The organism is Janthinobacterium sp. 1_2014MBL_MicDiv, assembly GCF_001865675.1.
Classification (GTDB): domain Bacteria; phylum Pseudomonadota; class Gammaproteobacteria; order Burkholderiales; family Burkholderiaceae_D; genus Janthinobacterium.
In genome coordinates, this window is the sequence record NZ_CP011319.1 from 5883439 (window position 1) to 5908342 (window position 24904).

Below are 24904 nucleotides of genomic sequence, written 5' to 3' on the forward strand. Positions count from 1 at the left end.
TTACTTGGCCTTCCCTTGGTTCGCGACGGCAGCTTGCGCCGCCGCGATCGCTGCCGGGTCGCCCAGGTAGTAATGACGGATCGGTTTCAGGTCGGCGTCGAGCTCATACACGAGCGGCTGGCCGTTCGGGATGTTCAGGCCGACGATGTCGCTGTCGCTGATGCCGTCGAGCATCTTGATCAGCGCGCGCAGGCTGTTGCCGTGGGCCGAGATGATGATCTTCTTGCCGGCGCGGATGGCCGGGGCGATTTCCTCGTCCCAGGACGGCATCACGCGCGCCACGGTGTCCTTCAGGCATTCCGTCAGCGGAATCGCGGCCTTCGGCAAGCCGGCGTAGCGCGGGTCGTTGAACGAGGCGCGGTCGTCGTCGGCTTCCAGCGGCGGCGGCGGCGTGTCGTAGCTGCGGCGCCATACCAGCACTTGCTCGTCGCCATACTTGGCGGCCGTCTCGCCCTTGTCCAGGCCTTGCAGGGCGCCGTAATGACGTTCGTTCAGGCGCCAGTCGTTCTTGATCGGCAGATACATCATGTCCATCTCGTCGAGGGCCAGCCACAGGGTGCGGATGGCGCGCTTCAGGACCGAGGTGTAAGCCACGTCGAACGTAAAGCCTTCCTGCTTGAGGATCTGGCCGGCGGCCCTGGCTTCGTTGACGCCCTTTTCCGTCAGATCGACGTCGGTCCAGCCGGTGAAGCGGTTATCGAGGTTCCAGGTGGACTCGCCGTGACGCATGAAAACGATTTTGTACATAGTTCTATCTTCTCAAGGGGTTCAAATCAAAAAAGCAAAACGTAAAAAGACCTCGTCCAGCTTCTATTTTATAATGCGCGGATTGACTTAAACCATTGGACCCTACGTGAAATTCATTATCGACCACATTTTTCTGTTTGCTATCGTCATTATTTCCGGCGGCGCCCTCCTCTGGCCACTGCTGTCGATGCGCGGCAAGCGCGCGACCGTGCTGGAAGTCACGCAACTGATCAACCGTGGCAAGACCACCATCGTCGACGTGCGCAGCAAGGAAGAATTCGCCACGGGCCACTTGCCTGACGCGAAAAATATTCCGCTGCCGGAACTGGCAAAACGCCTGGGTGAGCTGGAAAAATTCAAAACACGCCCCATTGTAGTGGTTTGCCAGAAAGGTTCGCGTTCGGCAACGGCTGTCGGCCTGCTGGGCAAAGCCGGTTTCGCTGAAGCAACGAGCCTGGAAGGCGGCATCGACGAATGGAAAAAACAGGGTTTGCCACTGAAAACCTTGTCGCTGGCGAAATAAACATCCGCCTGCACTCATATAAGGAAACATCATGACTGTCCCAGTAATTGTCTATAGCACCGCCGTGTGCCCGTATTGCGTGCGCGCCGAGCGCCTGTTGGAAGCCAAGGGCGTGACCGTGCAAAAGATCCGCGTCGACCTCGACCCGGAAGAGCGCATCAAGATGATGGAACGCACGGGCCGCCGCACGGTGCCGCAAATCTATGTGGGCGATACCCACGTGGGCGGTTTCGACGATTTGTATGCGCTCGATCAAGCCGGCAAGCTGGACCCCTTGTTAAATGGCACGGCAGCCTGATATAAAGCGGGTTCGAGAAATTGCTTGGTTTTTTGTCGTATTGTTTTGATACAATTGCCCTCGCACCTGATCTGGCCGCGCCTACCCGGCGCGGTTTGAATACCGCAAGCACCATATTTGAACGGTGTGCCGTTCTTGTCCTTTACAACGAAAGCGTTCCATGTCTGACGAAAATCTGCAACCAGTCTTCCAAATCCAACGCGTCTACCTGAAAGACATGTCGCTGGAACAACCTAATTCCCCAGCAATCTTCCTGGAACAAGAAGCGCCAGCGATCGAAGTTGCTCTGGACGTGGGCGCCGCGCCTCTGGCCGACGGCATCTTCGAAGCCACCGTGACCATCACCGTGACGGCCAAGGTCGGCGATAAAGTTGCTTTCCTGGTTGAAGGCAAGCAAGCTGGTATCTTCGAAGCACGCAACATCCCTGCCGATCAACTCGATCCGCTGCTGGGAATCGGCTGCCCGAACATCATCTACCCTTACCTGCGCGCCAACATCGCCGACGTGATCACCCGTGCCGGCTTCCCGCCAGTGCACCTGGCCGAGATCAACTTCGAAGTGTTCTACCAACAACGTCTGCAAGCTATTGCTGACGCCGCTGCCGCAGCGCCAGCAGCCAGCGAAACGCACTAAGAACATCTCACCAAACCTGCCGCGCGGCGCGCCTTGCGGCCTGTGATGCGCGCTGTGCTCTGGCACAGCTGCGCTTCTCGGCCACGATGCACTGCCGCTCGCGACGGTTTTGTGAGTGTTCTATACTGCAGGTAAGAAACGGCGGCCTGGCCGCCGTGTTTCGTTAAGGTTCAAAAATATCATGTTGAAAAGTGCGCTCTTGAGCAAGTTCCGCTGGATCGCCGGCGCCGTACTGATGCTGGCCACTGCCGCCAGCCACGCCGTCGATTTCAAGACGGTGGGCGTGGCCCCCGTCATCCTGTATGACGCACCGTCCGCCAAGGGCGGCAAGCTGTACGTGGCGCCACGCGGCATGCCGCTGGAAGTGGTGCTCAGCTACGGCGAATGGGTCAAGGTGCGCGACGCCAGCGGCGAAATGGCCTGGACGGAAGCGAAAGGCCTGTCGGCCAAGCGCAACGTCGTGGCGCGCGCCGCCAACCTCAAGGTTCGCGCCAGCCCCGACGACAACGCCTCGCCCCTGATCCTCGTCGACAAGGGCGTGCTGCTGGAAATGAGCGAACAGGCAAGCGCCGGCTGGGTCAAGGTGCGCCACAAGGACGGCCAGAGCGGCTACGTCAAGACCAGCGAAGTGTGGGGCCTGTAAGCACCGCCAGATTCATCCGGGCACCGGCCAGCCGTGCCGTGCCTCTCCCCCTGCCAGACTGAGGTTGCATGCAAGTTTCCCCTGAAAACACTCCCGATACCGCCGCCAAGGCTGACGCGCGCCGCATTACCGTGCTGGGCGCCGGCGCCTGGGGCACGGCCGTGGCCATGGCCCTGGCAGGCCGCCACGACGTGCTGCTGTGGGGCCGCAATGGCGAGGCCATGGCCGCCATGGCCGCCAGCGGCGAAAACAGTTACTTGCCCGGCTTCGCCCTGCCGCCGCAACTGCGCATCGGCGCCGATTTCGACGCCGCCGTCGCGCATGCCGGCGGCGAACATGGCCTGCTGATCGCCGCCTGCCCCGTGGCGGGCCTGCGCCCCCTGCTGCATCAGTTGAAAGACAAGGCCATCCCCAACCTGGTGTGGCTGTGCAAAGGGTTTGAAGGCGGCACGGGCATGCTGCCGCACCAGATCGTGCAGCAGGTGCTGGGGGACGCGATCCCCGCCGGCGCCCTGTCCGGCCCCTCGTTCGCGCAGGAAGTGGCGCGCGGCCTGCCGTGCGCGCTGACCATCGCCTCGCACAGCGCCAGTTTGCGCGCCTGCGTCGTGTCGGCATTGCATGGTGGAAATTTCCGCGTGTATGCGAGCGATGACCTGGTGGGCGTGGAAGTGGGCGGTGCCGTCAAGAACGTGCTGGCGATCGCCACCGGCGTGGCCGACGGCCTGGGCCTGGGCCTGAATGCGCGCGCCGCCCTGATCACGCGCGGCCTGGCGGAAATCACGCGCCTGGGCACGGCCCTCGGTGGCCAGACGGAAACCTTCATGGGCTTGACGGGCATGGGCGATTTGATTCTGACCTGCACGGGCGACCTGTCGCGCAACCGCCGCGTCGGCCTGGGCCTGGCGCAAGGCAAGGCGCTGGCCACCATCGTGGCCGAACTCGGCCATGTGGCCGAAGGCGTGCCCTGCGCCAAGGCCGTGCGCGAGCTGGCGCGCAGCATGGGCGTCGAGATGCCGATCACCAATGCGGTGGCCGGCGTGCTGTTCGATGGCGATTTGCCGCACGTGATGGTGCAGCAACTGCTGGCGCGCGATCCGCGCGACGAAGCCACCTGAAAGAATGACGGGGCCGGGCTTAGCGGCCCGCCTTGTGCATGAGTATGGTCAGCAGCAGCAAGCTGTCTTCGCGCGCGGCCAGCGCATGCGCCTGGCCGCCGTGCAGGTACAGCATCTGCCCCGGCCCCAGCACGTGCACGCCGCCATGTGCTTCCACCGCCACCTCGCCTTGCAGGCACAGCAGGGTGATTTCTCCCAGTACATGATGCTCGGGCATGGTCTTGCCCTTGGGCATGCACATGCGGATCAATTCCAGTTCGTCCGTCTTGGCCAGCGCAATGGCGGAAAACTGCGACAGATTCTCGCCATCCGCCCCCTGCACGTCGATCACCTGGCCCGATGCTGCATGTACTAATGCCATCATCTTCTCCCGCTTAGCTAGACTACCGGTTCAAGCCGCCTCTTCCTCCGGCTCCTTCGCGCCGCGCATCCACTCGACCAGCGGCCACGCATCCTTCAAGCCTTCCGCCAGGGTCGGCAGCAGTTTCTCGGGCGCGTTGACGGGCAGCGGTATTTCGGTCCAGACAAAAAAGCTCTTCAGCTTGATGAATTCGATATGCTCGGCATCCGCCGCGAAACCCTTCGGTGGACGCTGCAGCTTGCCCTCGTTCTGGATGGTGCCGTAACGGGCCTTCAGGCGCTTATTTTTCAGCACTTTGGAAAAACCTGGCGCGTCGTTGACCATGTGTTCGCGCAGGGCCTTCAGGCGAGCGGGGGGCGGCATGTATTCGCCGGCGCCGAACAGCAAGTTGCCCTGGCCATCGATCTGCAGATAATACGTGGGACCGCCCGCCTTGCTGGGGCGGCGCATGTCGTTCGGCGCGATGGCGGCCGAAAAACGCGTTTTATAGGGGCTCTTGTCGTGCGCAAAGCGCACGTCGCGGTTGATGCGGAACAAGGCCTTCTTCGGATTGCAGTATTTCACGGCCGGGTCAAACTTGCCGAGCTCGCCGATCAGCGACGTCACCAGGGCGAGGAATTCCTCGCGCAGGATGTCGTAGCGGGGCTTGTTCATGACAAACCAGGGCCGGTTGTTGTTATCGCTCAGTTCACGTAAAAATTGGGTCAAGTCACGCACATGCATGTGTCAGCTTCCGATCAGCAACTATTTGGAAAGCTCTTTCGGGATGGGGCGCTTGCCCACCACCACGTCGAGCGCCGCTTCGCGATTCTTGCGCAGCACCGTCATTTTAGCTTTTCCGCCGGGCGCCAGTTGGGCGATCAGGTTCAGCATTTCCGTCGTATCGCCGACGGGCTTGCCATCGACGGCCAGCAGGATGTCGCCGGGCACGATGCCGGCCTTGTCGGCCGGGCCATTGCGCACGACGCCGGCGATGATGGCGCCGCTCGAGCGCTGCAAGCCGAAGCTTTGCGCCAGCTCGGGCGTGATGTCCTGCGTTTCCACGCCAATCCAGCCGCGCACCACGTGGCCATCCTTGATGATGGCTTCCATCACGGTTTTCGCCGTCGAGACGGGAATGGCGAAGCCGATGCCGACGGAGCCGCCGCTTTGCGAATAGATGGCCGTATTGATGCCGATCAAGTTGCCGCGCGTATCGACGAGGGCGCCGCCCGAGTTGCCGAAATTGATGGCCGCGTCCGTCTGTATGAAGTTTTCGAAACTGTTGATGTGCAGATTGTTGCGTCCCAGCGCGGAGATGATGCCCATGGTCACCGTCTGGCCCACGCCGAACGGGTTGCCGATGGCCAGCACGACGTCGCCCACACGCGCCAGTTCCGACTGGCCCAACACGATCACGGGCAGCTTGTCGAGGTCGATCTTGATGACGGCCAGGTCCGTTTCCGGGTCCAGGCCCACCACCTTGGCGGGCGCCTTGCGGCCATCGGTGAGCACGACTTCGATTTCGTCGGCGCCTTCGACCACGTGGTTGTTGGTGAGGATATAGCCTTCATGGCTGACGATGACGCCGGAGCCGAGGCTGTTTTGCAGGGTGTCGTCATCGTCGGCGCCAGGATCGCGCTCGCCGAAGAAACGTTTGAAGAAGGGGTCGCGCGCCAGCGGATGGGCGCCGCGCTTGGGTACTTGCAGGGTGAGGATGTTGACGACGGCGGGCATGGCGCGCGCCGCCGCGTCGCGGTAGGAACCGGGCGCCAGGCTGCTCGACGCCGTTTCCACCACGGGCACCGGTTTCGCCGGCGAGCCCAGCTGCTGTACCCGGCTGGCCGGGCGCAGCGCGCCATACACAAAGTACAGCGCCAACGCGATGGTCACGGTTTGCGCAAACAATAACCAAAATCGTCGCATAGGGCTCTCTGTCCAGGTCAGCCGGCCCGGTGCCGGTCCGGCTTATTTTGCCAGATCGTTGCTCTTCTGTCCGTTCTTCTGCAGGGAGTCGCGGATTTCACGCAGCAGGACGATGTCTTCCGGCGTGGCAGGCGCGGCCGCCGGCGCTTCCGGCTGGGCGCGGCGGGCCTTGTTCATCAGGCGCACCATCTGGAAGATGATGAAGGCGAGGATGACGAAATTGAGCAGAATGGTAAGGAAGTTACCGTAGGCCAGCACGGCGCCCGCCTTTTTCGCTTCCACCAGGGTCAGGGTGGTGGCCTGGCCATTCAGCGGCAGATAATAGTTGGCGAAATCGAGGCCGCCGAAAATGCGCCCGATGGGCGGCATGATGACGTCTTGCACCAAGGAATCGACGATCTTGCCGAAGGCGCCACCGATAATGACACCGACCGCCAGATCGACGACGTTGCCCTTCATTGCAAATTCTTTAAATTCTTGCATCATTGCCATGAATTTCTCCTTCGGATATGTATAAAAAACATGCCGATCATACTATTGATTCCCAGTGCCACCAACTTCTGGTTGCCGGCGAGACCAATTCCGGCACAGCCTTGCGCATCTAGTTCGAAAGAACTAGCCACCTCCTGCAAAAGTATATAAATTATGGTACAAGCAACGTTTTTGTTTTATTCGTTGTTTGCTTCACTTATAATTTGCGGTTGCCAGAAGCACCTTTTTTGCTTCCGGATAATCAACAAGAAACTGGCACGGGCTGCGCCATTGGCCGAAGTTCCGCAGGGATGTTGTCACTTTACCGTACAAAGATGCGGGTTGCGGCAAACAGTGGGAAAGAGCTTCGGCGACGGGTTTTTCGCGGCTGCCACTCATAATAAAGATTCGCATTTTGACTGATTGGGGTTTGCATGAGTAACGAAAAGCAGGTCGATTCAGGCCGTCGCGGCTTGCTCGTCGCCACGTGCGCGGCGGGCAGTGTAGTTGGATTGGCAACCGCGGGAGCCTTGGTAAGCACCTTCCAGCCGTCGGAGCGCGCGAAAGCGGCTGGCGCGCCGGTCGAAGTAGACATCACCACCTTGCAACCCGGCGAAATGCGCACCGTCGAATGGCGCGGCAAGCCGGTCTGGATCATCAAGCGCACGCCGGAAATGGTCGCTTCGCTCAAGAAAACGGACGGCAAGGTCGCCGATGCCGATTCCAAACGCAACCCCGCCGAATTCACGCCGCCGTACTGCATGAACGAATGGCGCTCCATCAAGCCTGAAATCCTCATCGCCGTCGGCATCTGCACCCACCTCGGCTGCTCCCCTTCCTCGAAATTTACCCCCGGCCCGCAACCGTCCCTGCCCGATGACTGGGAAGGCGGCTTCCTGTGCCCTTGCCATGGCTCCACCTTCGACATGGCGGGCCGCGTGTTCAAGAACAAGCCTGCGCCGGACAACCTGCAAGTGCCGCGCCATATGTACCTGAGCGACACCAAACTGCTGATAGGTAAAGACGAGAAAGGCGAGGCTTGATCATGGCTGCTTTCAAAGAAACGAAATTTCCCGCCGATGCACCCGCCGCTGAAAAAGCCCTGGGCTGGGTGGATGACCGCTTTCCCCTGACCAAGCTGTGGAATGACCAATGGGGCAAGTACTACGCCCCGAAAAACTTCAATTTCTGGTACATCTTCGGCTCGCTGGCCATGCTGGTGCTGGTGCTGCAGATCGTCACCGGCATCTTCCTGACCATGCACTACAAGCCCGATGCGGCGCTGGCCTTCAATTCCGTCGAATACATCATGCGCGAAGTGCCGTGGGGCTGGCTGGTGCGCTACATGCACTCGACGGGCGCCTCGGCCTTCTTCATCATCGTCTACCTGCACATGACGCGCGGCCTGCTGTACGGCTCCTACCGCAAGCCACGTGAACTGATCTGGCTGTTCGGTTTCGCCATCTTCCTGTGCCTGATGGCCGAAGCGTTCTTCGGCTACCTGCTGCCATGGGGCCAGATGTCGTACTGGGGCGCCCAGGTGATCGTCAACCTGTTCGGCGCCATCCCCTTCATCGGCCCTGACCTGTCGCTGTGGATACGCGGCGACTATGTGGTGTCCGACGCGACCCTGAACCGCTTCTTCGCCTTCCACGTGATCGCCATCCCGCTGGTCCTGCTGGGCCTGGTGGCAGCGCACTTGATCGCCCTGCATGAAGTCGGCTCGAGCAATCCGGACGGCATCGAAGTGAAGGAAAACCTGGGCGCCGACGGCCACCCGCTCGACTCGATTCCATCGCACCCGTACTACACCGTGCACGACCTGTTCGGCGTGTCGATCTTCCTCGTCATTTTCAGCGCCGTCGTCTTCTTTGCGCCGGAAATGGGCGGTTATTTCCTGGAATACAACAATTTCCTGCCAGGCGACTCGCTGAAGACCCCGCTGCACATCGCGCCAACCTGGTATTTCACGCCGTTCTACTCGGTGCTGCGCGCCACCACGGCCGACTTCATGTACGTGCTGATGGCGGCCGTGGCCGCCTACGTGGTGTTCATCTGGCTCAAGTCGCGCCTGTCGACGACGGTCAAGGCCATCATCGCCGCGATCGCGCTCGTCGCCATCGTCGGCATGCTGCCGCAGGTGCTGGACGCGAAATTCTGGGGCGTGGTGTTCTTTGGCGGTTCCGTCGTGATCCTGGCCTTCCTGCCATGGCTCGACCATTCGCCCGTGAAATCGATCCGCTACCGTCCGACCTGGCATAAATACATCTATGCCATCTTCGGCCTGTCGTTCCTGACCCTGGGCTACCTCGGTACCCAGGCGCCAACGGATGCGAAAACCATCGTCTCGCAAGTGTGCACCCTGATTTACTTCAGCTTTTTCCTGCTGATGCCATGGTGGAGTGCAATGGGCAAGTTCAAGACCGTGCCGTCGCGTGTGACGTTTCACCCGCACTAAGCCGCTCCCACGCCACGCTCAAAGGACATACATCATATGAAGATTGCAAAAAAACTGCTCGCCATCCTGGCACTCGTGCCCGCCATGGCCCTCGCCAGCGAAGGCGGCTTCCCGCTGGACAAGGCGCCCGACCGCCAGACCAACATGGCAGCGCTGCAACATGGCGCCAAATTGTTCGTCAATTATTGCCTCAATTGCCACTCTGCCGTGTCGATGCGCTACAACCGCCTGCGCGACTTGGGCTTGACGGAAGACCAGATCAAGCAGAACCTGTTGTTCACCAGCGATAAAGTCGGCGACCTGATGACCACTTCCCTGGCGCCGCAGGACGCCAAGGCGTTCTTTGGCGTCGTACCGCCCGATTTGTCGGTAATTTCGCGCGCGAAATCATCTTCCGCTGGCACAGGCGGCGACTACCTGTATACTTACCTGCGTACGTTCTATAAAGACGACACTCGTCCGACCGGCTGGAACAATATGGTCGTGCCGAATGTTGCTATGCCGCATGTGTTATGGGAATTGCAAGGTATCCAGACTGCCAAGTTCGTGGAAGAGAATGACCCGCACGAAGCGGGCAAGAAAATCCACAAATTTGTCGGCTTCGAGCAAGTCAAGCCAGGCACGTTGAACAAGATCGAGTATGACACTGCGGTAGCCGACCTGGTCGGCTACATGGAGTGGATGGCCGAACCGGCACAGCAGACACGCAAACGCCTGGGCGTGTGGGTGCTGCTGTTCCTGTCGGTTTTTGCTCTGCTGGCATGGCGCCTTAACGCGTCGTTCTGGAAAGAAGTCAAATAAGTGAGGCGCCGGCCGAAGGCCGGTTGGTGCCTGTTTCTGCGTTGTCCGCACGAGTGGACAAGCGACCTGGGGTGAGCCGTTCGCGGCTTCACCCCCTTTGTTTCTAAGGAACTATAAAAAATGATGGTTCTCTATTCGGGTACAACCTGCCCATTTTCGCAACGCTGCCGCCTGGTCCTGTTTGAAAAAGGCATGGACTTCGAAGTGCGCGACGTCGACCTGTTCAACAAACCGGAAGACATTTCGACCATGAACCCGTACGGTCAGGTGCCTATCCTGGTCGAACGCGAACTGATCTTGTATGAATCGAACATCATCAACGAGTACATCGATGAGCGCTTCCCGCATCCGCAACTGATGCCGGCCGATCCGCTGATGCGTGCCCGCGCGCGCCTGATGCTGTTCAACTTTGAAAAAGAACTGTTCGTGCACGTGCACGTGCTGGAAAGCGAACGCGCCAAGAGCAACGACAAGGCCCACGACAAGGCACGCGCGGAAATCCGCGACCGCCTGACGACGCTGGCGCCGCTGTTCCTGAAGAACAAGTACATGCTGGGCGACGAATTCTCGATGCTCGACGTGGCTGTCGCGCCGCTGCTGTGGCGCCTGGACCACTACGGCATCGAACTGTCGAAGACGGCTGCACCGCTGATGAAATACGCCGAACGCATCTTCTCGCGTCCTGCGTATATCGAAGCACTCACTCCTTCGGAGAAGGTGATGCGCCGCTAAAAGATATCCCCATCAAGCTACTGCGCAGCCCGCTCTCGACTTGGCGTTACTCGCCGTACTCAAGTACGGCTGCGTTGCTGAAGCCGATATCGGGCTTGCTCGCTACGCTTTCTGGGGCATCTTGGGCCATGTGTTAAAGTTGTTTTTTGCGCTGCCCAGTCTTTTGAATTACCGGTGCGCCCGCCTCATGCTTGACGGGGGCGCTCCCGCCTCATAGTGCCTACCATGTCTGAAATCTCAACCAAACCTTATATGCTGCGCGCCATCTACGAGTGGTGCACCGACAGCGGCTACACGCCTTATCTCGCGGTCAAAGTCGATTCGCGCACCACGGTACCGATGGAATACGTGAAAAAGGGCGAAATCGTCCTCAACATCAGCTTCGGCGCCACCAGCGGCCTGAAGATGGACAACGACGCCATCCGCTTCCACGCCCGCTTTGGCGGTATCTCGCGCGAAATCTACGTGCCGGTCGACAACGTGATGGCCATCTACGCCAACGAAAACGGCCAGGGCATGGCCTTCGAGCCTGTGCTGGGCAACGACGACCCGGACGCGCAACCGACCGACAGCCCCGCCTCTGCCGACGTCCCGCCGCCAGTGCTCGCCCCGGCCGCCAGCGCGCCGACCCTGTCGTCCGTGCCGACCAGCTCCCCCGAACAACGCGACAACGCCACGCCCGGCGACGACGAGCCACCAAAAAAAGGCGGCCGCCCGACCCTGACGCGCATTAAATAGCGTATAATTCGCAACGCGCAGTTTTTGCCGACTTAGCTCATTTGGTAGAGCAGTTGATTTGTAATCATCAGGTGGCCAGTTCGAAACCGGCAGTCGGCACCAGAATTCAGTAGGAAATCAAAGGGTTACCCGCTTCGGCTGGTAGCCCTTTTTTCTTTTCGACTCCTGCCGCTGCACGAGAGCGCACCGACGCTCGTCCCTGCACCGTAACTCCGGCAACGCCTCTGCAAACTCCGGCGGCACGGCAATCCCGTCAGAACGCCGGGGTGCCAACAGCCACCACAAAATGCCAGGCGGGAGTCTTCCCATCGATAGGGCGACCATCCGTACCTCGCCGCAATCAATTTGCGGTGGCCGCCGTAAAGGCACGCCTATTGGACATACCAACTGACCAGCCGCCACGCTGGCTGGCCAACAACAGGCACTTCCTACAGCCCCAACGTGAAATCGTGCTGCCTGTAGCGCGCAATCTGATGCCCCGATCAAGCCAGCCGGTATCACGCTGGACAGCCGCTGGCACTCGCTACGCGCGCAGCTTCTATCTTCAGCCACAACGGCTTTTTGCTCCACTACGGTTTATCAGGTGCCATTCATCTGCGACCCTCTCACACCCCTAGAAACTTGCCCGATGGAAATTTATAATGCATACTTCTTTATTAATACTTTAGAAATTCATCTTCCATCATTTTTCTGTTACCTACCATACCCTGGAGAACGCTTTGACACTCAAGAAAAAAATTCTGCTGGCCTATTTTTCCATCGCCATCTTGTTCAGTGTATATGGCTGGTTATTTGGAGAGTTCAAGTACCGCGGGTTCTCTTACAACCTTGGCAGAGGCATTGTCTGGCCCGTTACCGTATTCCCCGCATTGGGTGAAATTATCGGTGCAATCATTATTGTGGCCGTTGTCATAGCGGTGCTAATTTTTGGAAAAAATAGAAATCGCTGATACGATTTTTCAAATCAATGACTATTTTCCATTTGCATGCCGACATTTTGCACATGAGGGGAAAAACTCTCCGGCGAACGGCATGCTTGTGAAATTTATTGCACAGATAATTGTCTTTGGCACGGGAGCATATTTTATTTTCCATGCGATAGGATTCTGGCGCCTGCTCTTTGGACCCATCGTGCTTACCCTCGCCAGCACCAAAAAATAACAGGCATCATTCTAAGGATCTATATTTTGAAAGCACAACTGAAGCAGTTGAGAAATTGGGGAGCTGTCATCGCATGCGGTTTCAGTATATTTCTGAGCGGCTGTACCAGCAGCGAGCATGAACAGATTATATCTATCGGGAAGTGTGCAAAAGCAGCCAACTACCTGGAAGACAGCAGCTTGAGAGCGGCGACAGAATACCGGGCCAAAATTGCACTGAAGGATGTTCCTGCCAATCCACGGTATGCGATGGAAGTTGCGCAGGAGATCAGGGATGAAGCTGAGCCTTATGGTTCGTCAACCAGCATTGTGGACGTATTGAAGGTAGCCCTGGAATGGAAAAATTCGTCTTACTGTAAACAAGTGGAGGCAGACTTTGCGACGCATATTGCTGAGCGAGTGAAGAGCAATCTGCCAGTCATTGCAGATACGACTGGCGATCCGGCAAGCTGTCAGAAATATGTCGCGCAAGTCGATATTTATACGAGTCGCCATGCAAAAAAATACCATGCACAAATGGGACAAGTATTGCAGGCAACACTGAACGCTTCTGCGGGACGGCTCAAGGATTTTCAGATGGATGCTGTCAAACACAAAATCAACAGTACGGATTTTGGCGAGTTCGCACTCGATGTATATGCACAATGCCAAGCCGGTGGTGCGCTGTCGGAGAAAATTGGAACAAGTCAATTCGTGCAAAAACTACAATCGCCAGCCACCAAGGAAATTAACTCTTTTTTGACAGAAGCACGCACAACCAAGGGTGATTGCGGCGAATTCCCTCAAGATTATTGCGCTGCTGACTTCATGATCATGGCTGCGGAAAGAGCCTTGCAAAGAAGTGTGCAATGCGATCGCAATCCATTGGAGAAAAATTGCACATCAACTTCCGACATACTGATCAAGCAAGAATTTAAAGCTCTGGAAAATGAAAAGTTAGTGAGCATGCAGGAAAAATATGAGAACTACATAGCCCATCCAGAGAAATATAATTACAACACCTATTCGAATATACATGCCATCGCAGACAAATGTAAACGGGGTGCAATCGATAAGGGCTTGCGTGACGGTGCATACAGCGACTACGTCGCCGCCAACTGCATGCCGCAAGCGAGGATAGCCTTTCTGAAACCACAACAGGAAATATTAGACAGAATAAAGGCTCGCCTGTCGAGTTGATGTCCTATAGCTGCTGATCGGCATCTGGATGGCAGACTCGGTTTTGCCTTCCAGACACCTTACCTTCAGCGATGTTTCAGGCCCGCTGTTTCAGGTAAGCCTCACGCGACGCATTGCTGCACTGCGTAATGACTGCGGCTGCGATTAGGCGCAAGATGGGTGCTTGTTAGCAAAGAAGAACCTTTCGATGTCCGGCTTTCCTACTGGGGAAACATCATGTCCGCACACACTTACAAGCTGATCGAACTGGTTGGCACATCGACCGAGAGCAGCGATCAGGCGATCCGCGATGCCATTGCCAAGGCGGCGCTCACGGTCAAGCACATGGACTGGTATGAAGTGACCGATTCGCGCGGGCATATCGTCGATGGCAAGGTGGCGCACTTCCAGGTCACGCTGAAGGTCGGCTTCCGCCTCGAATAAAGCCATGTGGCATGGGCGGCAGCGGCGTGCCCGCGGCGGCGCCTGGCCCAACCTTGCCCTCTCACTAGCGCCTGGCGACTGACCTGCTCTCCAGCCACTCCCGGCCGCCGTGGTCCAGCGCGGTCTCGATGACCTTGTCCGGCAAGCTGTAGACGGTTGCCCAGCTGGCGCGGCCGTCCTGCGTATTGGCGGGGAAGCTGTGCGTCTCGATCGGCCAATGGTATTTGCGCTTTAACGCCTTGACGATGGCGGCCAGCGAGACGCGGCCTTGCAGCGGTTCGGCGCCGGACTGGTCGCGGTTCGACAGCAGCACGGCCAGGACCTGGCCGCGGCCCGTGCGCGCGCCGGGGAAGGTGGGAGTTTTGTTTGCCATGGCCTATTTTACCGGGCGAGGGGCGACTGCCGCACCTTTGATCTGGCGCAAGCGCCGCAGCAGCCTTACGGCCACGATGGGCATTTCGCCAGGCGTGCCGGCGCCCCTCCGGCGGCCTGGGCCTATCATCACGGGGCACAGGAGCCTATCATGCACAGCCTGAACATCCACGCCATGCAGTGGCAGCCCGTCGCCGATATTTCCGCCGTCAATCCCTTGCTGCCCGAGGACGTGGCCTGCTTTCGCGAGCTGCGCGACGTGCTGCAGCGCTACGGCGCGCTCGAGCGTTTCGGCATTTCCCTGATCCACCGCCATTTCGATATCGCCGACGACGAGGAGCTGATGGAATACGCGGATGCGCAAGCGCGCACCCTGACGGTAAAACCTGTCAAGAAAAGCGACATCGACTGGCAGCATACGACGATTACCAACTGGAAACTGACGGCAGGCGAGGAAGTGGCGCGCATCGGCTGCGGTTGCGCGCGCAATTCCGGTGGGCATCTCGGCTACCACCGCGGCACCTGAGGCGCGGTAGCGACCGGCCGGCAAGCGGCGTCGGCCATTCTTACACTTTGCTTCCACCAGTCCAACCCGCTTTGCGCAAGCGTTTGATTCGACAGGATTTTCTTGTGTGGCACGCAAGCTGCTTATCTCCGTCTACGAGATGAATCCAGGCAAGTCGTCCTGGATTCTTTATCCCCCCGGATTTTCCGAGACTGACCACGATAAGAGGCTGCGATGAATGTCGATCACACACGAAGCAAGACCCTGGGCTGGCTGGGCGCACTGGCGGCGGCAAGCCTGCTGGCCAGCGGCCAGGCGCATGCCGGGGCGTACGGCCTGGCCGTCAATGAGTTGAGCAATTTCCGCATCACCACCAGCGCCGGCGCGCTGTCGCTGGCCGGCGCCAACCGCAACGCCAGCGACAGCGCCTTTTTCCAGGGCGGCGTGGCCGTCAATCCGCGCGCCGTCAACACGGGCCCGGCCGCCAATGCCGACGTGCCGCAAGTGTGTTCCGGCAGCGGTTGCACGGGCCTGCCGCAGAACCACTACGCCCCCACCACGGCACTGGAGTTTGCGCGCGGCGATGCCCACGCCTTCGGCAACATGCTCAACGGCACTGGATCCACCGTGCTGGCCGTTTCGGAGGCGCAGCGCAACACGGTGGGCGCCGCCTCGGCCACGGCCGGCGACACGCTGACCGGCTCCGTCAACCTGACCCTGTCGAGCGCCGGCTTCATCACCTTCAGCTTCATGGGACGGCGCGACCTGCGCACCAGCGTGACGGCGATGGGCGACAAGTCCAATGTGTCGATCATGGATATCTTCAATATCTCATGCAACAGCGCCAGCCCCGTCGGCTGCCTGTCGCATGCCAATGCCGACGGCGTGATCTTCCAGTTCGCGCCCGATGGCGACGCCAACAATGGCAGCGACATCAACGGCAACCACGGCGCGGGCAGCCTGGATCCGTTCAGCCTGAACATGACGGCCGGCACCAACGATCCGTCCACAGGGCGCGCCTTCACGAATGGCCTGGCGCAATTTTCTCTGACGTCGAACTTCGCGCTGGCGGCCGGCAGCTACACCTTGAATTTTTCCAAGTCCACGCGCACCGATATCGTCGTGATCGATCCCGTGATCGTCGTGGTGCCGGCACCGGCCACCCTGCTGTTGCTAGGCACTGGCCTGGCGGCCCTGGCCTTCACGCGGCGGCGGCAACCCAAATAATTAGCAGCAAGCAAAAACACGCGGCGCCCGCCAGGGCGCCGCGTGTTTTTGCTTGGGCGGCTGCGCTTCAGCCCAACCGCGCCAGCGCCTGGCGCGCCAGTTGCAGCTGCTGCAGATAGTAACGGTGCAAGGTGGCGGGGTCGCCGAAGTCGCGCCCGAGTATCAGGCGCAGTTCGCTGGCGGGACAGTCGGCGGGCAGGGTTTGCACCGGCATCCCCAGTTGGCGGGCCAGCTGGCGCGCCGCCTGCTCCTGCGCGGGCCGGTATTCGACGCGCGTGCGCGCCACCTGGAACGAGCTGTCATTTCCCAGGCGCACCACCTGCACGGGTCCGCCGGCCAGGCTGCGCGCCAGCGCGGCGGCCATGCCCGGCACGCCATTGCCATTGAGGATTTCCAGGCGCGGACGCGGCGCGCCGGCCAGCGCCGCCGTTGCCGGCGCAGCGACAGCAATGGGGACGCCGCGCTCCATCGCCGGCACGCGCCGCAACAGGGCCATGCCGTCGCGTTGCGTGATTTCCACGCGCGCCATGGCCGGTGCCGCCGCTACCGGCGCGAGCGCAACGGGTTCCGCCGCGCCGCGCAACAGGGCCGCATCGCGGCGCGGGTCGTGCTCTTGCAAGCTGTTTGCCTGGCGCCGCATCACGGCGGCGCGCTCGTGCTGCCCCAGCCGTTCCAGTACTTGCGCCAGGTGCTGCCAGGCCAGCGCATTGAACGGATCGAGCAGGCAGGCCTGTTCCAGCGCGGGCAAGGCCAGCGCATCGCGGCCGCTCAAGGCATAGGCGTGGCCGAGATTGCTGAACAGATAGGCCTGCTGCGGGCGCGGCGTGCCCGCTTCCTGCGTCAGGGCCAGCCAATGGGCGATGGCGGCGTCATGCTCGCCGCGCTGCGCGTGCAGCACGGCCAGCGCGTTGCGCGCATGCACATGGCGCGGCGCACTGCGCAGCGCTTGCTCATACGCCGCCTGCGCGGCGGGCAGGTCGCCCCGGTCGAAGGACTGGCGCCCCGCCGCATAGGCGCTGTCGGCGTCAGGCAGCGGCGACAACGGCGGCGGCGCGGGCGCCGTGTGGCTGGCGCAGGCGCCCAGGCCCAGGCAGGCGCAGGCGGCGGCCAGGCGGGAAATCGTCGAACGCATGGTATCTCCTTTCAGCGGCTGGCCATGGCCGGCACGAGTACGCGATAGACTTCGATCACGGCCGGCCCCATGAGGACCAGCATGAGGGTGGGAAAGACGCAAAAAATCAGGGGAAACAGCAATTTCAGGGCGATCTTGGCCGCCGCCTCCTCGGCCAGCAGGCTGCGCTTGCTGCGCAGGTTTTCCGAATGCACGCGCAAGGAGTCGCCCATGCTGGTGCCGAAGCGTTCGGACTGGATCAGCATGGCGACCAGCGTGTCGACGTCTTCCACGCCGCTGCGCAGGGCCAGGTTGCGCAACGCCTTTTCCTTGCTGAAACCAGCGCGCATCTCCATCAGCACCAGCTGCAATTCCTGCGCCAGCACCACGCTCTTGATGTGGATCTCGCCCGACACCTTCACCAGCGCCCGTTCCAGGCTCAGGCCCGCTTCCACGCACACGGTCAGCAAGTCGAGCGCGTCGGGAATGTTTTCGAAGATGTCGCGCTGGCGCCGCTTCGCCGTGCCCGACAGCACCAGGTTCGGCAGGTAATAACCGGCCGTGGCGCTGACGCACAGCAACAACAGCAGCACGCTGCGCAACTGCGCCGCCATGGCGCTGGCCGCATACAGCCCCAGCACGGTGGGAAACAGCAGGGCCAGCACGGTTTTCGCCGCAAAGTACAGGGCCGGCGCACTGGCTTGCCGCCAGCCCGCATTCATGAAACGCGTGCGCAGCGGCGAGCGCTCCCAGCCTTCTTCCGGCAGCGACAGCTTGCTGAACGGCTGCGCCACGCGCGCCACGCGCTCCACCCAGCCGCTCTCCGGCACGGCATCGCTGGCGGCCGGCGCCATGGTGCCGGACAGGCGCTGGCGCAAGGCGCCGGGAAAAAAGATCAGCCACGCCAGCAGGGCCAGCGCCACCACCACGGCAAAGACGATCAACAGGAACAGCAGTTGCGGGCCAGTCATGGCATTTCCTCCGATTGATCGACTGACAAAACGTTCGGGACCAGGCAAGTACCGTCGTACGACGAGGCGACGGCACAACGCCATGGACGTTTTTCAGGCGATCGCTTAAATGCGGATGCGGATGACCTTGCGCATCCAGACCACGCCCAGCGCCACCATGCCGGCCGCATACCACAGCAATTTGATGCCGCTGGGGTCGGTCCACAGCAGGCTGATGTACTGCGGGTTGACCAGCGCCATGACGCCGATCATCACCACCGGCATCAGCCCCAGCACCCAGGCCGACATGCGGCCCTCGGCCGACAGCACGCGCACCTGGCCCAGCAGCTTTAGGCGGGCGCGGATGATGCGGGCGATGCTGACCAGCACTTCGGCCAGATTCCCCCCCGATTCGCGCTGCACCAGCACGGCGATGACGAGGTAGCGCAAGTCCGTCAGCGGGATGCGCGCGGCCAGGTTTTGCAGCGCCTCGTTCATCGGCACGCCGTAATTGATCTCCTCGTGCGCCATCTTGAATTCGCCGCTGATCGGCTCGTTCAACTCGTCGCCCACCATTTGCAGCACGTTGGAAAACGAGTGGCCGGCGCGCAGCGCGCGGGCAAGGAAGTCGGCCGCCTCCGGCAACTGCGCCTCGATCTTTTGCAGCCGCGCCGCGCGCGCGCGCAGCACGACCATGACCGGTCCGCCGCCGGCCACGCCCAGCAACAGCACGGCGCCCGGCAGCGGCATGGGCCAGGCGGCCAGCAGCAGCAAGGCCGCCAGCAGCACGGCGCCCATGCCGCCGAGAAATTGCGCCACCGACCAGGACAGGCCCGATTGCAGCAGCAGCCGGTCCAGCTGCGCCGCCTGCGGCGCGCGCCGCAGCAGCCGGTCCAGGCCCGGCGCGCGCGCATAGCGGCGCTGCTTGAGGATGGACACCCGTTCGCCGCCCGCCTCGCCGCGCGCCGCCATCAGGCGCAGGCGCCGGTTGATGCGCCGCGCCGCGCTGCCGTGCGTGCCCGACCACCACAGCCAGGCCCCCTCCACCATCAGGATGCAGGCGGCGAACAGCAGCACGGCAAAGCCGTAGAACACCAGGTCCATGCTGTCTCCTATTCGTAGATGCGGTCCGGATCGAAGACCGTATCCGGCACGGGCGCGCCGAACATGCGCAGGCGCTCCGTGAAGCGGGGCCGCACGCCGGTGGCGCAGAAGTGGCCGAGCACCTTGCCGCCGGCATCGACGCCCGTCTGCTCGAAGCGGAAGATTTCGTGCATGGCGATGATGTCGCCTTCCATGCCCGTCACTTCCTGCAGGCTGACCAGCTTGCGCGCGCCATCCGTCAGGCGCGACACCTGCATCACCACCGTCACGGCCGAACAGATCTGCTGGCGCGTGGCGCGCGGCGTCAGGTTCACGCTGGCCATGCCGACCATGTTTTCCAGCCGCGCCAGCGCGTCGCGCGCCGTGTTCGAGTGGATCGTCGCCAGCGAGCCCTCGTGACCCGTGTTCATCGCCTGCAGCATGTCGAGCGCCTCGGCGCCGCGCACCTCGCCCAGGATGATGCGGTCGGGGCGCATGCGCAGCGCGTTGCGCACCAGCGCGCGCTGGCTCACTTCGCCCTTGCCCTCGATATTCGGCGGCCGCGTTTCCAGGCGCACCACGTGCGGCTGGCGCAGCGCCAGTTCGGCCGCATCCTCGATGGTGACGATGCGCTCGCTGCCGGGGATGAAGCCGGACAGGACGTTGAGCAGCGTCGTCTTGCCGCTGCCCGTGCCGCCTGAGATCAGGATATTCACCTTGGCCTGGCCCAGCGCCTGCAGCACCTGCACCATGGGCGGCGTCAGGCTTTTGTAGTCGAGCAGGTTTGCGATCGTCAGCGGCTGCACGGCGAAGCGCCGGATCGACAGAATGGGACCATCGACGGCCAGCGGCGGGATGATGGCGTTCACGCGCGAACCGTCTGGCAGGCGCGCGTCGACCATCGGGCTCGATTCGTCGACGCGCCGGCCCACGCGCGAGACGATCTTTTCGATGATCTTCATCAGGTGCGCATTGTCGTGGAAGGTCACGTCCGTCAGCTGCAGGCGCCCGCCCCGCTCGACATACACCTTGTCGCAGGTGTTGACGAGGATATCGGAGACGCTGGCATCGGCCAGCAGCGGTTCCAGCGGACCAAAGCCGAGCATCTCGTGCTGGATGTCGAGCACCAGGCTATGCCGCTCGTGCTGGTTGAGGACGATGCGCTCTTCCTCGATGACGCGCTGCACCAGCAGCGCCAGCTCGTGCTTGAACTGCTCGGCCGTCAGGCGCTTCAGGCGCTCCAGGTCGATACGGTCGAGTATCGTCTGGTGCATGGTCTTCTTCAGCTCCTGGTACGCATGCAGCGCCAGTGCCCCCTGTCCATTGCTGGCCGGCCGTATCTGTTCATTCGCCGCCAGGCGTTCGCGTAAAGTCATCTCGGCTCCCATGATGGCTCCCGGCGGGAGCCTTTGCTGCTGTGTGCTGCGTCAAATTTCGCTGCGCTCGCCACGGCTGAACAGGCGGTCGAACAGGCCGCGGCTTTCCGTCACGCGGCGCGCCGTCACCAGTTCCACCAGCTCGGCCAGGCTGCGCGCCACGGCGCTGGTGCGCGACAGCTGCAGCAGCGGGATGCCCTGGTTGACGGAATCGGTGGCCGCGATGTAATCGTTGGGCACCGTGTGCACCACTTCCGCGCCCAGCGCCTGCTCCAGGTCCGCCAGGCGCAGGCGGCCGCCCTTCTCGTAGCGGTTGACGATCAGGCGCAGGCGCTCGCCCGGGTAGCCGAGCGAACGGAAGATGTCGAGCAGGCGGCGCCCGTCGCGGATGTCGGGCAGGGCCAGCTGCAGCACCGGGTAGATGGCGTCGGCATTGTCGAGCGCGCGCAGCGACAGCGCGTCGATCTGGCGTCCCACGTCGAGCACGATGTAGTCGTAGTGCTGGCGCGCCACGGCGAGGATGCGGTCCATGTGGTCGGGCTGCATGTCGACCTTGTGCGCCGGGTCGTCGGCCGCCGCCAGTACGCCGAAGTTCGGCGTCACGTGCACCAGGCACGAGGCGAGAAAGGCGCCATCCATGCGCGCGATCTGCGCGCAGATGTCGGACAGGGTCATGGCCGGCTTCTGGTCCGACACATACAGGGTGGCGTCGCCGAACTGGCCGTGCAGGTCGATCAGCAGCACCTTGCAGCCGGCCATCGTCGCCAGCGCGTAGGAAAAATTCGTCGACAGGAAGGTGGCGCCGCTGCCGCCCTTGCAGGAAATGAAGGCGAGCACCTTGCCGTCGCGCATCTGCGTCACGCCGGCCTGGATATCGACGCGATCCATCGCTTCATGGAAGGCCTTGTGCACGAGCGGCAGCTGAAGCACTTCGCGCATGCCGGCGCGCATGGCGCGGATCAGCACATCCTGCTGCTGGCCGCGCGTGAGCAGCATCAGCACGGCCAGCGGATACTGGCGCGCCAGGCGCTCCAGCAAGTCCGCCTCGTCGGTCTCGATGGCGCTGGCGTCGACGATCACCAGCTCGGGCGGCTCGGGCAGCATGCGCTCGACGGCGTCGCGCAGGCCGCTGCGCCGTTCCAGCAGGCGCAGCACGGGCATGCGGGCCGCGCCCTGCGCCGCGATTTCATCGTGCAAGCTGGCGTCGCGGGTAATCATCAAGGCTTTCATCACACATCCTTCATTTCAGTGCAACACGATCGGCTGCGCCCGCCTGGCGGCGCTCAAGGACAAAAATTCGGATTGCCCGGATAACCGAGCGATTCGGCCACCGCCATGGTGCTGCCCGTGGGCAGGCGCACGGCCTGCGCGCCGGTGGGAAACATCATCCCCAGCAGCGGCAACATGGGCCGGTACGGCACGCCCTCGCAGCGCGCGCCCTGGGCCGGCACGCACAGGCGCGCGCGCACGAAACGGATGCAGCTGGCGCCATGCGGATCGTCCAGGCAATTGATGCGGTTGCGCTGCGGACAGCCGGGCATCGCGCTCACCGGCAGCGCCGCCAGCGCCGCGCCGCCGCCCGACTCCGACAGGTAATCGATGCGCACATAGGCGTCGCTGATGGCGCCGCCCAGCGGCAGCGCGCCCGGCGTGGCGCGCAGCACGGCTTGCGCGCGCACGGCCTGCAGCGCGCCGGCATTGCTGAAATCGGTGACGGCGGCGCCGCGCGCGGCGCGCCGCGTGACCTCATGCACCATGTTCCACAAATACACGGCGCGCGCCATTTCCAGCAGCGCAAACAGGAACAGGAAAAACAGCAGCGCCAGCATGGCGAACTCGACGACAAAAACGCCGTGCTGGCGCGGCAGGCGGCGCAGGCGGCGCAGGCGGTCAATTAACATAGCGCATCGTCACATTGGCGCGCAGCGGTATCGGCCCCAGCTGCGGCAGCCACTTGCGCGTCAGCTCAGGCAGGAACACCATGGGCATGTCCACGGTGACATTCAGGCGCACCTGCTGCGGCGCCGTCGCATGGTTGCCGCAACTGGAAAGCTCCTCGAAATACACGCAATCGACGCTGACGCGCGTCGATTCCATCTCGGGCCAGCTTTCCGCCATCGCCTCGACCACCATCTGCCGCGCAAACGCGGCGCCCTGGGCCGCCGAGCCGTTCTTGGCCATCTGTGGCAGCGGCATGGTGGCCATGTAGCGCGCCGCGTCGTGCACGCTTTTTTGCAGGGCCGTGTAGGTCAGCAGCGCGCGGCCGAACAGCAGCATGAAGGGCAGCAGCCCCATGAAAAACAGCAGGATCAGCGCCAGTTCAATGGCCGCCACGCCACGCTGGCGGCGCGCCGTGCGGTACGGCGGCCTCATCGCAGCAACTCCACGGGACCGGCCAGCGTGCCTTCGGGCGCCAGGCCGGCGAATTCGGCGCTCAGCATGCCATTGCTGGCCGGCGCCGTCATGTAGAAGCGGCCGATGCCGCGCACCTGGGCCAGCACGTCGCTGCCGGCCGGCACGGGACAGGCCAGCAAGGCGATATGCAGCAAGCGCCGCAGCGCCACGCCCGTGTTCACCGTCGGCGCCGTCTGGAAGGCCGGCGTCAGGTATGGCGATTTATCGGCCGGATACGAGGACTTGGCGGCCGGCGCGGCCGACGCGGCCGGATACAGCGCCGCCCAGTTGCTGGTGGCCAGCGCGAAATGGCCGTCGGCCGGCCGCTCGGCGTTGTAGCCCCACGCCCTGCCGAACGACCACAGCGGCCCGTAGCTGGCCGCCGTCGGCAGCGGCACGCTGGTTTCGGGATCGGCCACGGACAGCAGCGGGTTACCGCCGCTGAGGGCGCTGGGCGCGTCGGGCGCATTCGTCATCCACCAGTTCGCGGCCGTGTTCGGATAGGCGCGGATATTCGTGTCGGGCGGCGCCGTAACGGGGTGGCAGCCACCGCCCGCGTACTGGTTGAAGCGCGCATTGAATGCCGGCCACAGCGCGGCGGGAAATGGCCGGTGCACATGCATGCGCGCGCTGCCGATGCGCGGGTACAGCACGCTGCCCGTGCAAACGAATGGCTGCACGGCGGCCTCGCTCACCTGCGCCGACGGGCCCACCAGCCCCGGCTGGCCAAGCGGATTGAGCACGAAGTGTTCGGCCGCCGGGCCGTGCGGGTTGAGCTTGAACAAGTTATATGCGACGCCACGGCGGAAGCCGAACTCGAGCACTTCCACCAGCGGCTGCAGCGCCACGTTCGTGCGGTTGGCCGCCGCGCTGGCCGACAGCGCGCAGATGGCCAGCGGCGCCACGCGCAGGCTGGTGCGGCCCGCCACGGCGCGCGCGCCCGTGTCCAGCGTGCGCAGGGCCGGCGACCAGGCGCCCAGGAAGGCCGTCGCCACGTGACCCAGCGGCGGCACGTTGGCCTGCGTATCGATGCGCACGAACAGGGCCGCGCCGGGGTCCGGCACGGCGCCGGCCGCATGCCACTCGCCGTCCGGCGCATCGACCGCGCTGGCGAAACGGATGCTGGCGTCCGACAGGACCACGCCCTGCATGCGGCGGCGGTACATATTCTTCTCGGCCGCGCTGGCCTTGGCTTTCGTCACGGCATTGGCCAGGCCGGCGGGCGTGCCTTCCAGTTCGGCGGCCGCCGCCAGCGCCGCATTGTCAGCCAGGTTCTGCAGTTCCGTCTTGCGGCCGATGACTTGCCCCACGTCGAGCGCCAGGCCGATAAAGCCCAGCACCACGATGAGCAGGATGGAAAAGGCGATCAGCATCGCCCCGCGCTGGCGTCGGCGTCTATTTGCCACTGCCGCCTCCCAGCATAAACTGCACCGGCTGCGGCGCCTGGCCATTCGGCTCGGCAAACGAGGCGCGGTAGCGCTGCATGACGGCATGCGCGCTGGGACCGTCGAGCCCGTCGGCCGACTGGCGATTGGCGGCGGCGGCCGGATGACGCACCTGCTGCGCCATGGACAGGCGCACGGCGTCGCCAAAGCGCTGGTCCAGCAACGGCGTGCTGCTGTGCGCGCAGGCGGCCAGCAGCAGCGCCAGGGCCGGCACCGCCAGGCGCCGCGAGCACGTCAGGAGCGAGTTCGGCAT

Annotated in this window: 31 protein-coding genes and 1 tRNA gene; 17 read left to right on the forward strand and 15 right to left on the reverse strand. The window is 62.6% G+C overall.

The genetic code is table 11. The annotated features are described in order from the left end of the window. On the reverse strand, positions 1-747 hold the full coding sequence (gene gpmA / locus YQ44_RS25475; RefSeq protein WP_071325748.1) for a 2,3-diphosphoglycerate-dependent phosphoglycerate mutase: 747 nt from the start codon (positions 745-747) through the stop codon (positions 1-3). 106 nt (positions 748-853) lie between these two features. Between gpmA and YQ44_RS25480 the strand changes: the two genes are divergently transcribed. From YQ44_RS25480 to YQ44_RS25500, 5 genes are all read left to right on the forward strand, one after another. Further along, positions 854-1270 carry a rhodanese-like domain-containing protein gene (locus YQ44_RS25480; RefSeq protein WP_071325749.1) on the forward strand — a complete coding sequence of 139 codons (417 nt, stop codon included), beginning with the start codon at positions 854-856 and terminating at the stop codon, positions 1268-1270. 31 nt (positions 1271-1301) lie between these two features. Further along, positions 1302-1568: a glutaredoxin 3 gene (grxC, locus tag YQ44_RS25485; RefSeq protein WP_034783579.1), complete on the forward strand. Its 267-nt coding sequence runs from the start codon at positions 1302-1304 to the stop codon at positions 1566-1568. A gap of 160 nt (positions 1569-1728) precedes the next feature. Then, positions 1729-2202: a protein-export chaperone SecB gene (secB, locus tag YQ44_RS25490; RefSeq protein WP_010394167.1), complete on the forward strand. Its 474-nt coding sequence runs from the start codon at positions 1729-1731 to the stop codon at positions 2200-2202. Between the two features lie 181 nt (positions 2203-2383). After that, on the forward strand, positions 2384-2845 hold the full coding sequence (locus YQ44_RS25495; protein WP_071325750.1) for an SH3 domain-containing protein: 462 nt from the start codon (positions 2384-2386) through the stop codon (positions 2843-2845). 68 nt (positions 2846-2913) lie between these two features. Then, the gene (locus tag YQ44_RS25500) at positions 2914-3960 is read left to right on the forward strand and encodes an NAD(P)H-dependent glycerol-3-phosphate dehydrogenase (RefSeq protein WP_071325751.1); all 1047 of its coding nucleotides are present in this window, start codon (positions 2914-2916) and stop codon (positions 3958-3960) included. Positions 3961-3979: 19 nt separating this feature from the next. Here YQ44_RS25500 and YQ44_RS25505 read toward each other — a convergent pair whose 3' ends face one another. Genes YQ44_RS25505 through mscL form a run of 4 tightly spaced genes read right to left on the reverse strand, consistent with a single transcriptional unit; the run spans position 3980 to position 6718 of the window. Further along, positions 3980-4324: a cupin domain-containing protein gene (locus tag YQ44_RS25505; RefSeq protein ID WP_232250995.1), complete on the reverse strand. Its 345-nt coding sequence runs from the start codon at positions 4322-4324 to the stop codon at positions 3980-3982. A 27-nt stretch (positions 4325-4351) separates the two neighbouring features. Beyond that, on the reverse strand, positions 4352-5044 hold the full coding sequence (locus YQ44_RS25510; protein WP_071325752.1) for a DUF2461 domain-containing protein: 693 nt from the start codon (positions 5042-5044) through the stop codon (positions 4352-4354). Between the two features lie 21 nt (positions 5045-5065). Next, positions 5066-6226 carry a Do family serine endopeptidase gene (locus YQ44_RS25515; RefSeq protein WP_071325753.1) on the reverse strand — a complete coding sequence of 387 codons (1161 nt, stop codon included), beginning with the start codon at positions 6224-6226 and terminating at the stop codon, positions 5066-5068. A 42-nt stretch (positions 6227-6268) separates the two neighbouring features. Continuing rightward, positions 6269-6718 (reverse strand): large conductance mechanosensitive channel protein MscL, encoded by a 450-nt coding sequence (gene mscL / locus YQ44_RS25520; RefSeq protein WP_071325754.1) that lies wholly within the window; start codon positions 6716-6718, stop codon positions 6269-6271. A 413-nt stretch (positions 6719-7131) separates the two neighbouring features. On the opposite strand from mscL, the gene petA reads away from it, so the two are divergent. From petA to YQ44_RS25565, 10 genes are all read left to right on the forward strand, one after another. Next, the gene (gene petA / locus YQ44_RS25525; RefSeq protein ID WP_071325755.1) at positions 7132-7740 is read left to right on the forward strand and encodes a ubiquinol-cytochrome c reductase iron-sulfur subunit; all 609 of its coding nucleotides are present in this window, start codon (positions 7132-7134) and stop codon (positions 7738-7740) included. A 2-nt stretch (positions 7741-7742) separates the two neighbouring features. Next, positions 7743-9155, forward strand: a complete 1413-nt coding sequence (locus YQ44_RS25530) for a cytochrome b (RefSeq protein ID WP_071325756.1) — start codon at positions 7743-7745, stop codon at positions 9153-9155. Between the two features lie 36 nt (positions 9156-9191). Continuing rightward, on the forward strand, positions 9192-9956 hold the full coding sequence (locus tag YQ44_RS25535; RefSeq protein ID WP_071325757.1) for a cytochrome c1: 765 nt from the start codon (positions 9192-9194) through the stop codon (positions 9954-9956). Positions 9957-10076: 120 nt separating this feature from the next. Further along, the gene (locus tag YQ44_RS25540; RefSeq protein WP_010394154.1) at positions 10077-10688 is read left to right on the forward strand and encodes a glutathione S-transferase N-terminal domain-containing protein; all 612 of its coding nucleotides are present in this window, start codon (positions 10077-10079) and stop codon (positions 10686-10688) included. Between the two features lie 225 nt (positions 10689-10913). After that, positions 10914-11426, forward strand: coding sequence for a ClpXP protease specificity-enhancing factor (locus tag YQ44_RS25545; RefSeq protein WP_071325758.1), 513 nt, complete (start codon positions 10914-10916; stop codon positions 11424-11426). Between the two features lie 26 nt (positions 11427-11452). Continuing rightward, positions 11453-11528: transfer RNA gene (locus tag YQ44_RS25550), tRNA-Thr, on the forward strand. Positions 11529-12145: 617 nt separating this feature from the next. Continuing rightward, positions 12146-12376, forward strand: a complete 231-nt coding sequence (locus YQ44_RS25555) for a hypothetical protein (protein WP_071325759.1) — start codon at positions 12146-12148, stop codon at positions 12374-12376. Further along, positions 12354-12587, forward strand: coding sequence for a hypothetical protein (locus tag YQ44_RS29200; RefSeq protein ID WP_156894979.1), 234 nt, complete (start codon positions 12354-12356; stop codon positions 12585-12587). Before YQ44_RS25555 ends, YQ44_RS29200 begins: the two co-directional genes overlap by 23 nt. Before the next feature lie 26 nt (positions 12588-12613). After that, entirely contained in the window at positions 12614-13765 is a 1152-nt protein-coding gene (locus YQ44_RS29205) for a hypothetical protein (RefSeq protein ID WP_156894980.1), read from the forward strand. Positions 13766-13981: 216 nt separating this feature from the next. Beyond that, positions 13982-14188: a dodecin gene (locus YQ44_RS25565; protein ID WP_071325761.1), complete on the forward strand. Its 207-nt coding sequence runs from the start codon at positions 13982-13984 to the stop codon at positions 14186-14188. Positions 14189-14252: 64 nt separating this feature from the next. Here the strand turns inward: YQ44_RS25565 and YQ44_RS25570 are convergent, their stop codons facing one another. Next, positions 14253-14561 carry a hypothetical protein gene (locus YQ44_RS25570; RefSeq protein ID WP_071325762.1) on the reverse strand — a complete coding sequence of 103 codons (309 nt, stop codon included), beginning with the start codon at positions 14559-14561 and terminating at the stop codon, positions 14253-14255. 150 nt (positions 14562-14711) lie between these two features. On the opposite strand from YQ44_RS25570, the gene YQ44_RS25575 reads away from it, so the two are divergent. Both YQ44_RS25575 and YQ44_RS25580 read left to right on the forward strand, forming a co-directional pair. Beyond that, positions 14712-15086: a hypothetical protein gene (locus tag YQ44_RS25575; protein ID WP_071325763.1), complete on the forward strand. Its 375-nt coding sequence runs from the start codon at positions 14712-14714 to the stop codon at positions 15084-15086. Between the two features lie 213 nt (positions 15087-15299). Next, a complete protein-coding gene (locus YQ44_RS25580) occupies positions 15300-16292 on the forward strand; it encodes an EDSAP-1 family PEP-CTERM protein (protein WP_071325764.1) in 993 nt (330 codons plus the stop codon). 67 nt (positions 16293-16359) lie between these two features. On the opposite strand, the gene YQ44_RS25585 is transcribed toward YQ44_RS25580, so the two are convergent. The 9 genes from YQ44_RS25585 to YQ44_RS25625 all read right to left on the reverse strand — a co-directional run bounded on the left by YQ44_RS25585 (position 16360) and on the right by YQ44_RS25625 (position 24904). Next, positions 16360-17424: a LytR C-terminal domain-containing protein gene (locus YQ44_RS25585; protein WP_071325765.1), complete on the reverse strand. Its 1065-nt coding sequence runs from the start codon at positions 17422-17424 to the stop codon at positions 16360-16362. Positions 17425-17435: 11 nt separating this feature from the next. Next, positions 17436-18374, reverse strand: coding sequence for a type II secretion system F family protein (locus YQ44_RS25590; RefSeq protein WP_071325766.1), 939 nt, complete (start codon positions 18372-18374; stop codon positions 17436-17438). Between the two features lie 105 nt (positions 18375-18479). Then, positions 18480-19457, reverse strand: coding sequence for a type II secretion system F family protein (locus YQ44_RS25595; RefSeq protein WP_071325767.1), 978 nt, complete (start codon positions 19455-19457; stop codon positions 18480-18482). Positions 19458-19465: 8 nt separating this feature from the next. Beyond that, positions 19466-20812: a CpaF family protein gene (locus YQ44_RS25600; RefSeq protein WP_083412043.1), complete on the reverse strand. Its 1347-nt coding sequence runs from the start codon at positions 20810-20812 to the stop codon at positions 19466-19468. A 51-nt stretch (positions 20813-20863) separates the two neighbouring features. Further along, positions 20864-22042 carry an AAA family ATPase gene (locus YQ44_RS25605; RefSeq protein WP_071325769.1) on the reverse strand — a complete coding sequence of 393 codons (1179 nt, stop codon included), beginning with the start codon at positions 22040-22042 and terminating at the stop codon, positions 20864-20866. 53 nt (positions 22043-22095) lie between these two features. Next, positions 22096-22713 carry a TadE/TadG family type IV pilus assembly protein gene (locus YQ44_RS25610; protein WP_071325770.1) on the reverse strand — a complete coding sequence of 206 codons (618 nt, stop codon included), beginning with the start codon at positions 22711-22713 and terminating at the stop codon, positions 22096-22098. Beyond that, positions 22703-23185, reverse strand: coding sequence for a TadE/TadG family type IV pilus assembly protein (locus YQ44_RS25615; protein WP_071325771.1), 483 nt, complete (start codon positions 23183-23185; stop codon positions 22703-22705). Before YQ44_RS25615 ends, YQ44_RS25610 begins: the two co-directional genes overlap by 11 nt. Continuing rightward, positions 23182-24612: a pilus assembly protein TadG-related protein gene (locus tag YQ44_RS25620; RefSeq protein WP_198043834.1), complete on the reverse strand. Its 1431-nt coding sequence runs from the start codon at positions 24610-24612 to the stop codon at positions 23182-23184. Before YQ44_RS25620 ends, YQ44_RS25615 begins: the two co-directional genes overlap by 4 nt. Next, positions 24602-24904 carry a hypothetical protein gene (locus tag YQ44_RS25625; protein ID WP_071325773.1) on the reverse strand — a complete coding sequence of 101 codons (303 nt, stop codon included), beginning with the start codon at positions 24902-24904 and terminating at the stop codon, positions 24602-24604. The genes YQ44_RS25620 and YQ44_RS25625 overlap by 11 nt, the downstream gene beginning before the upstream one ends.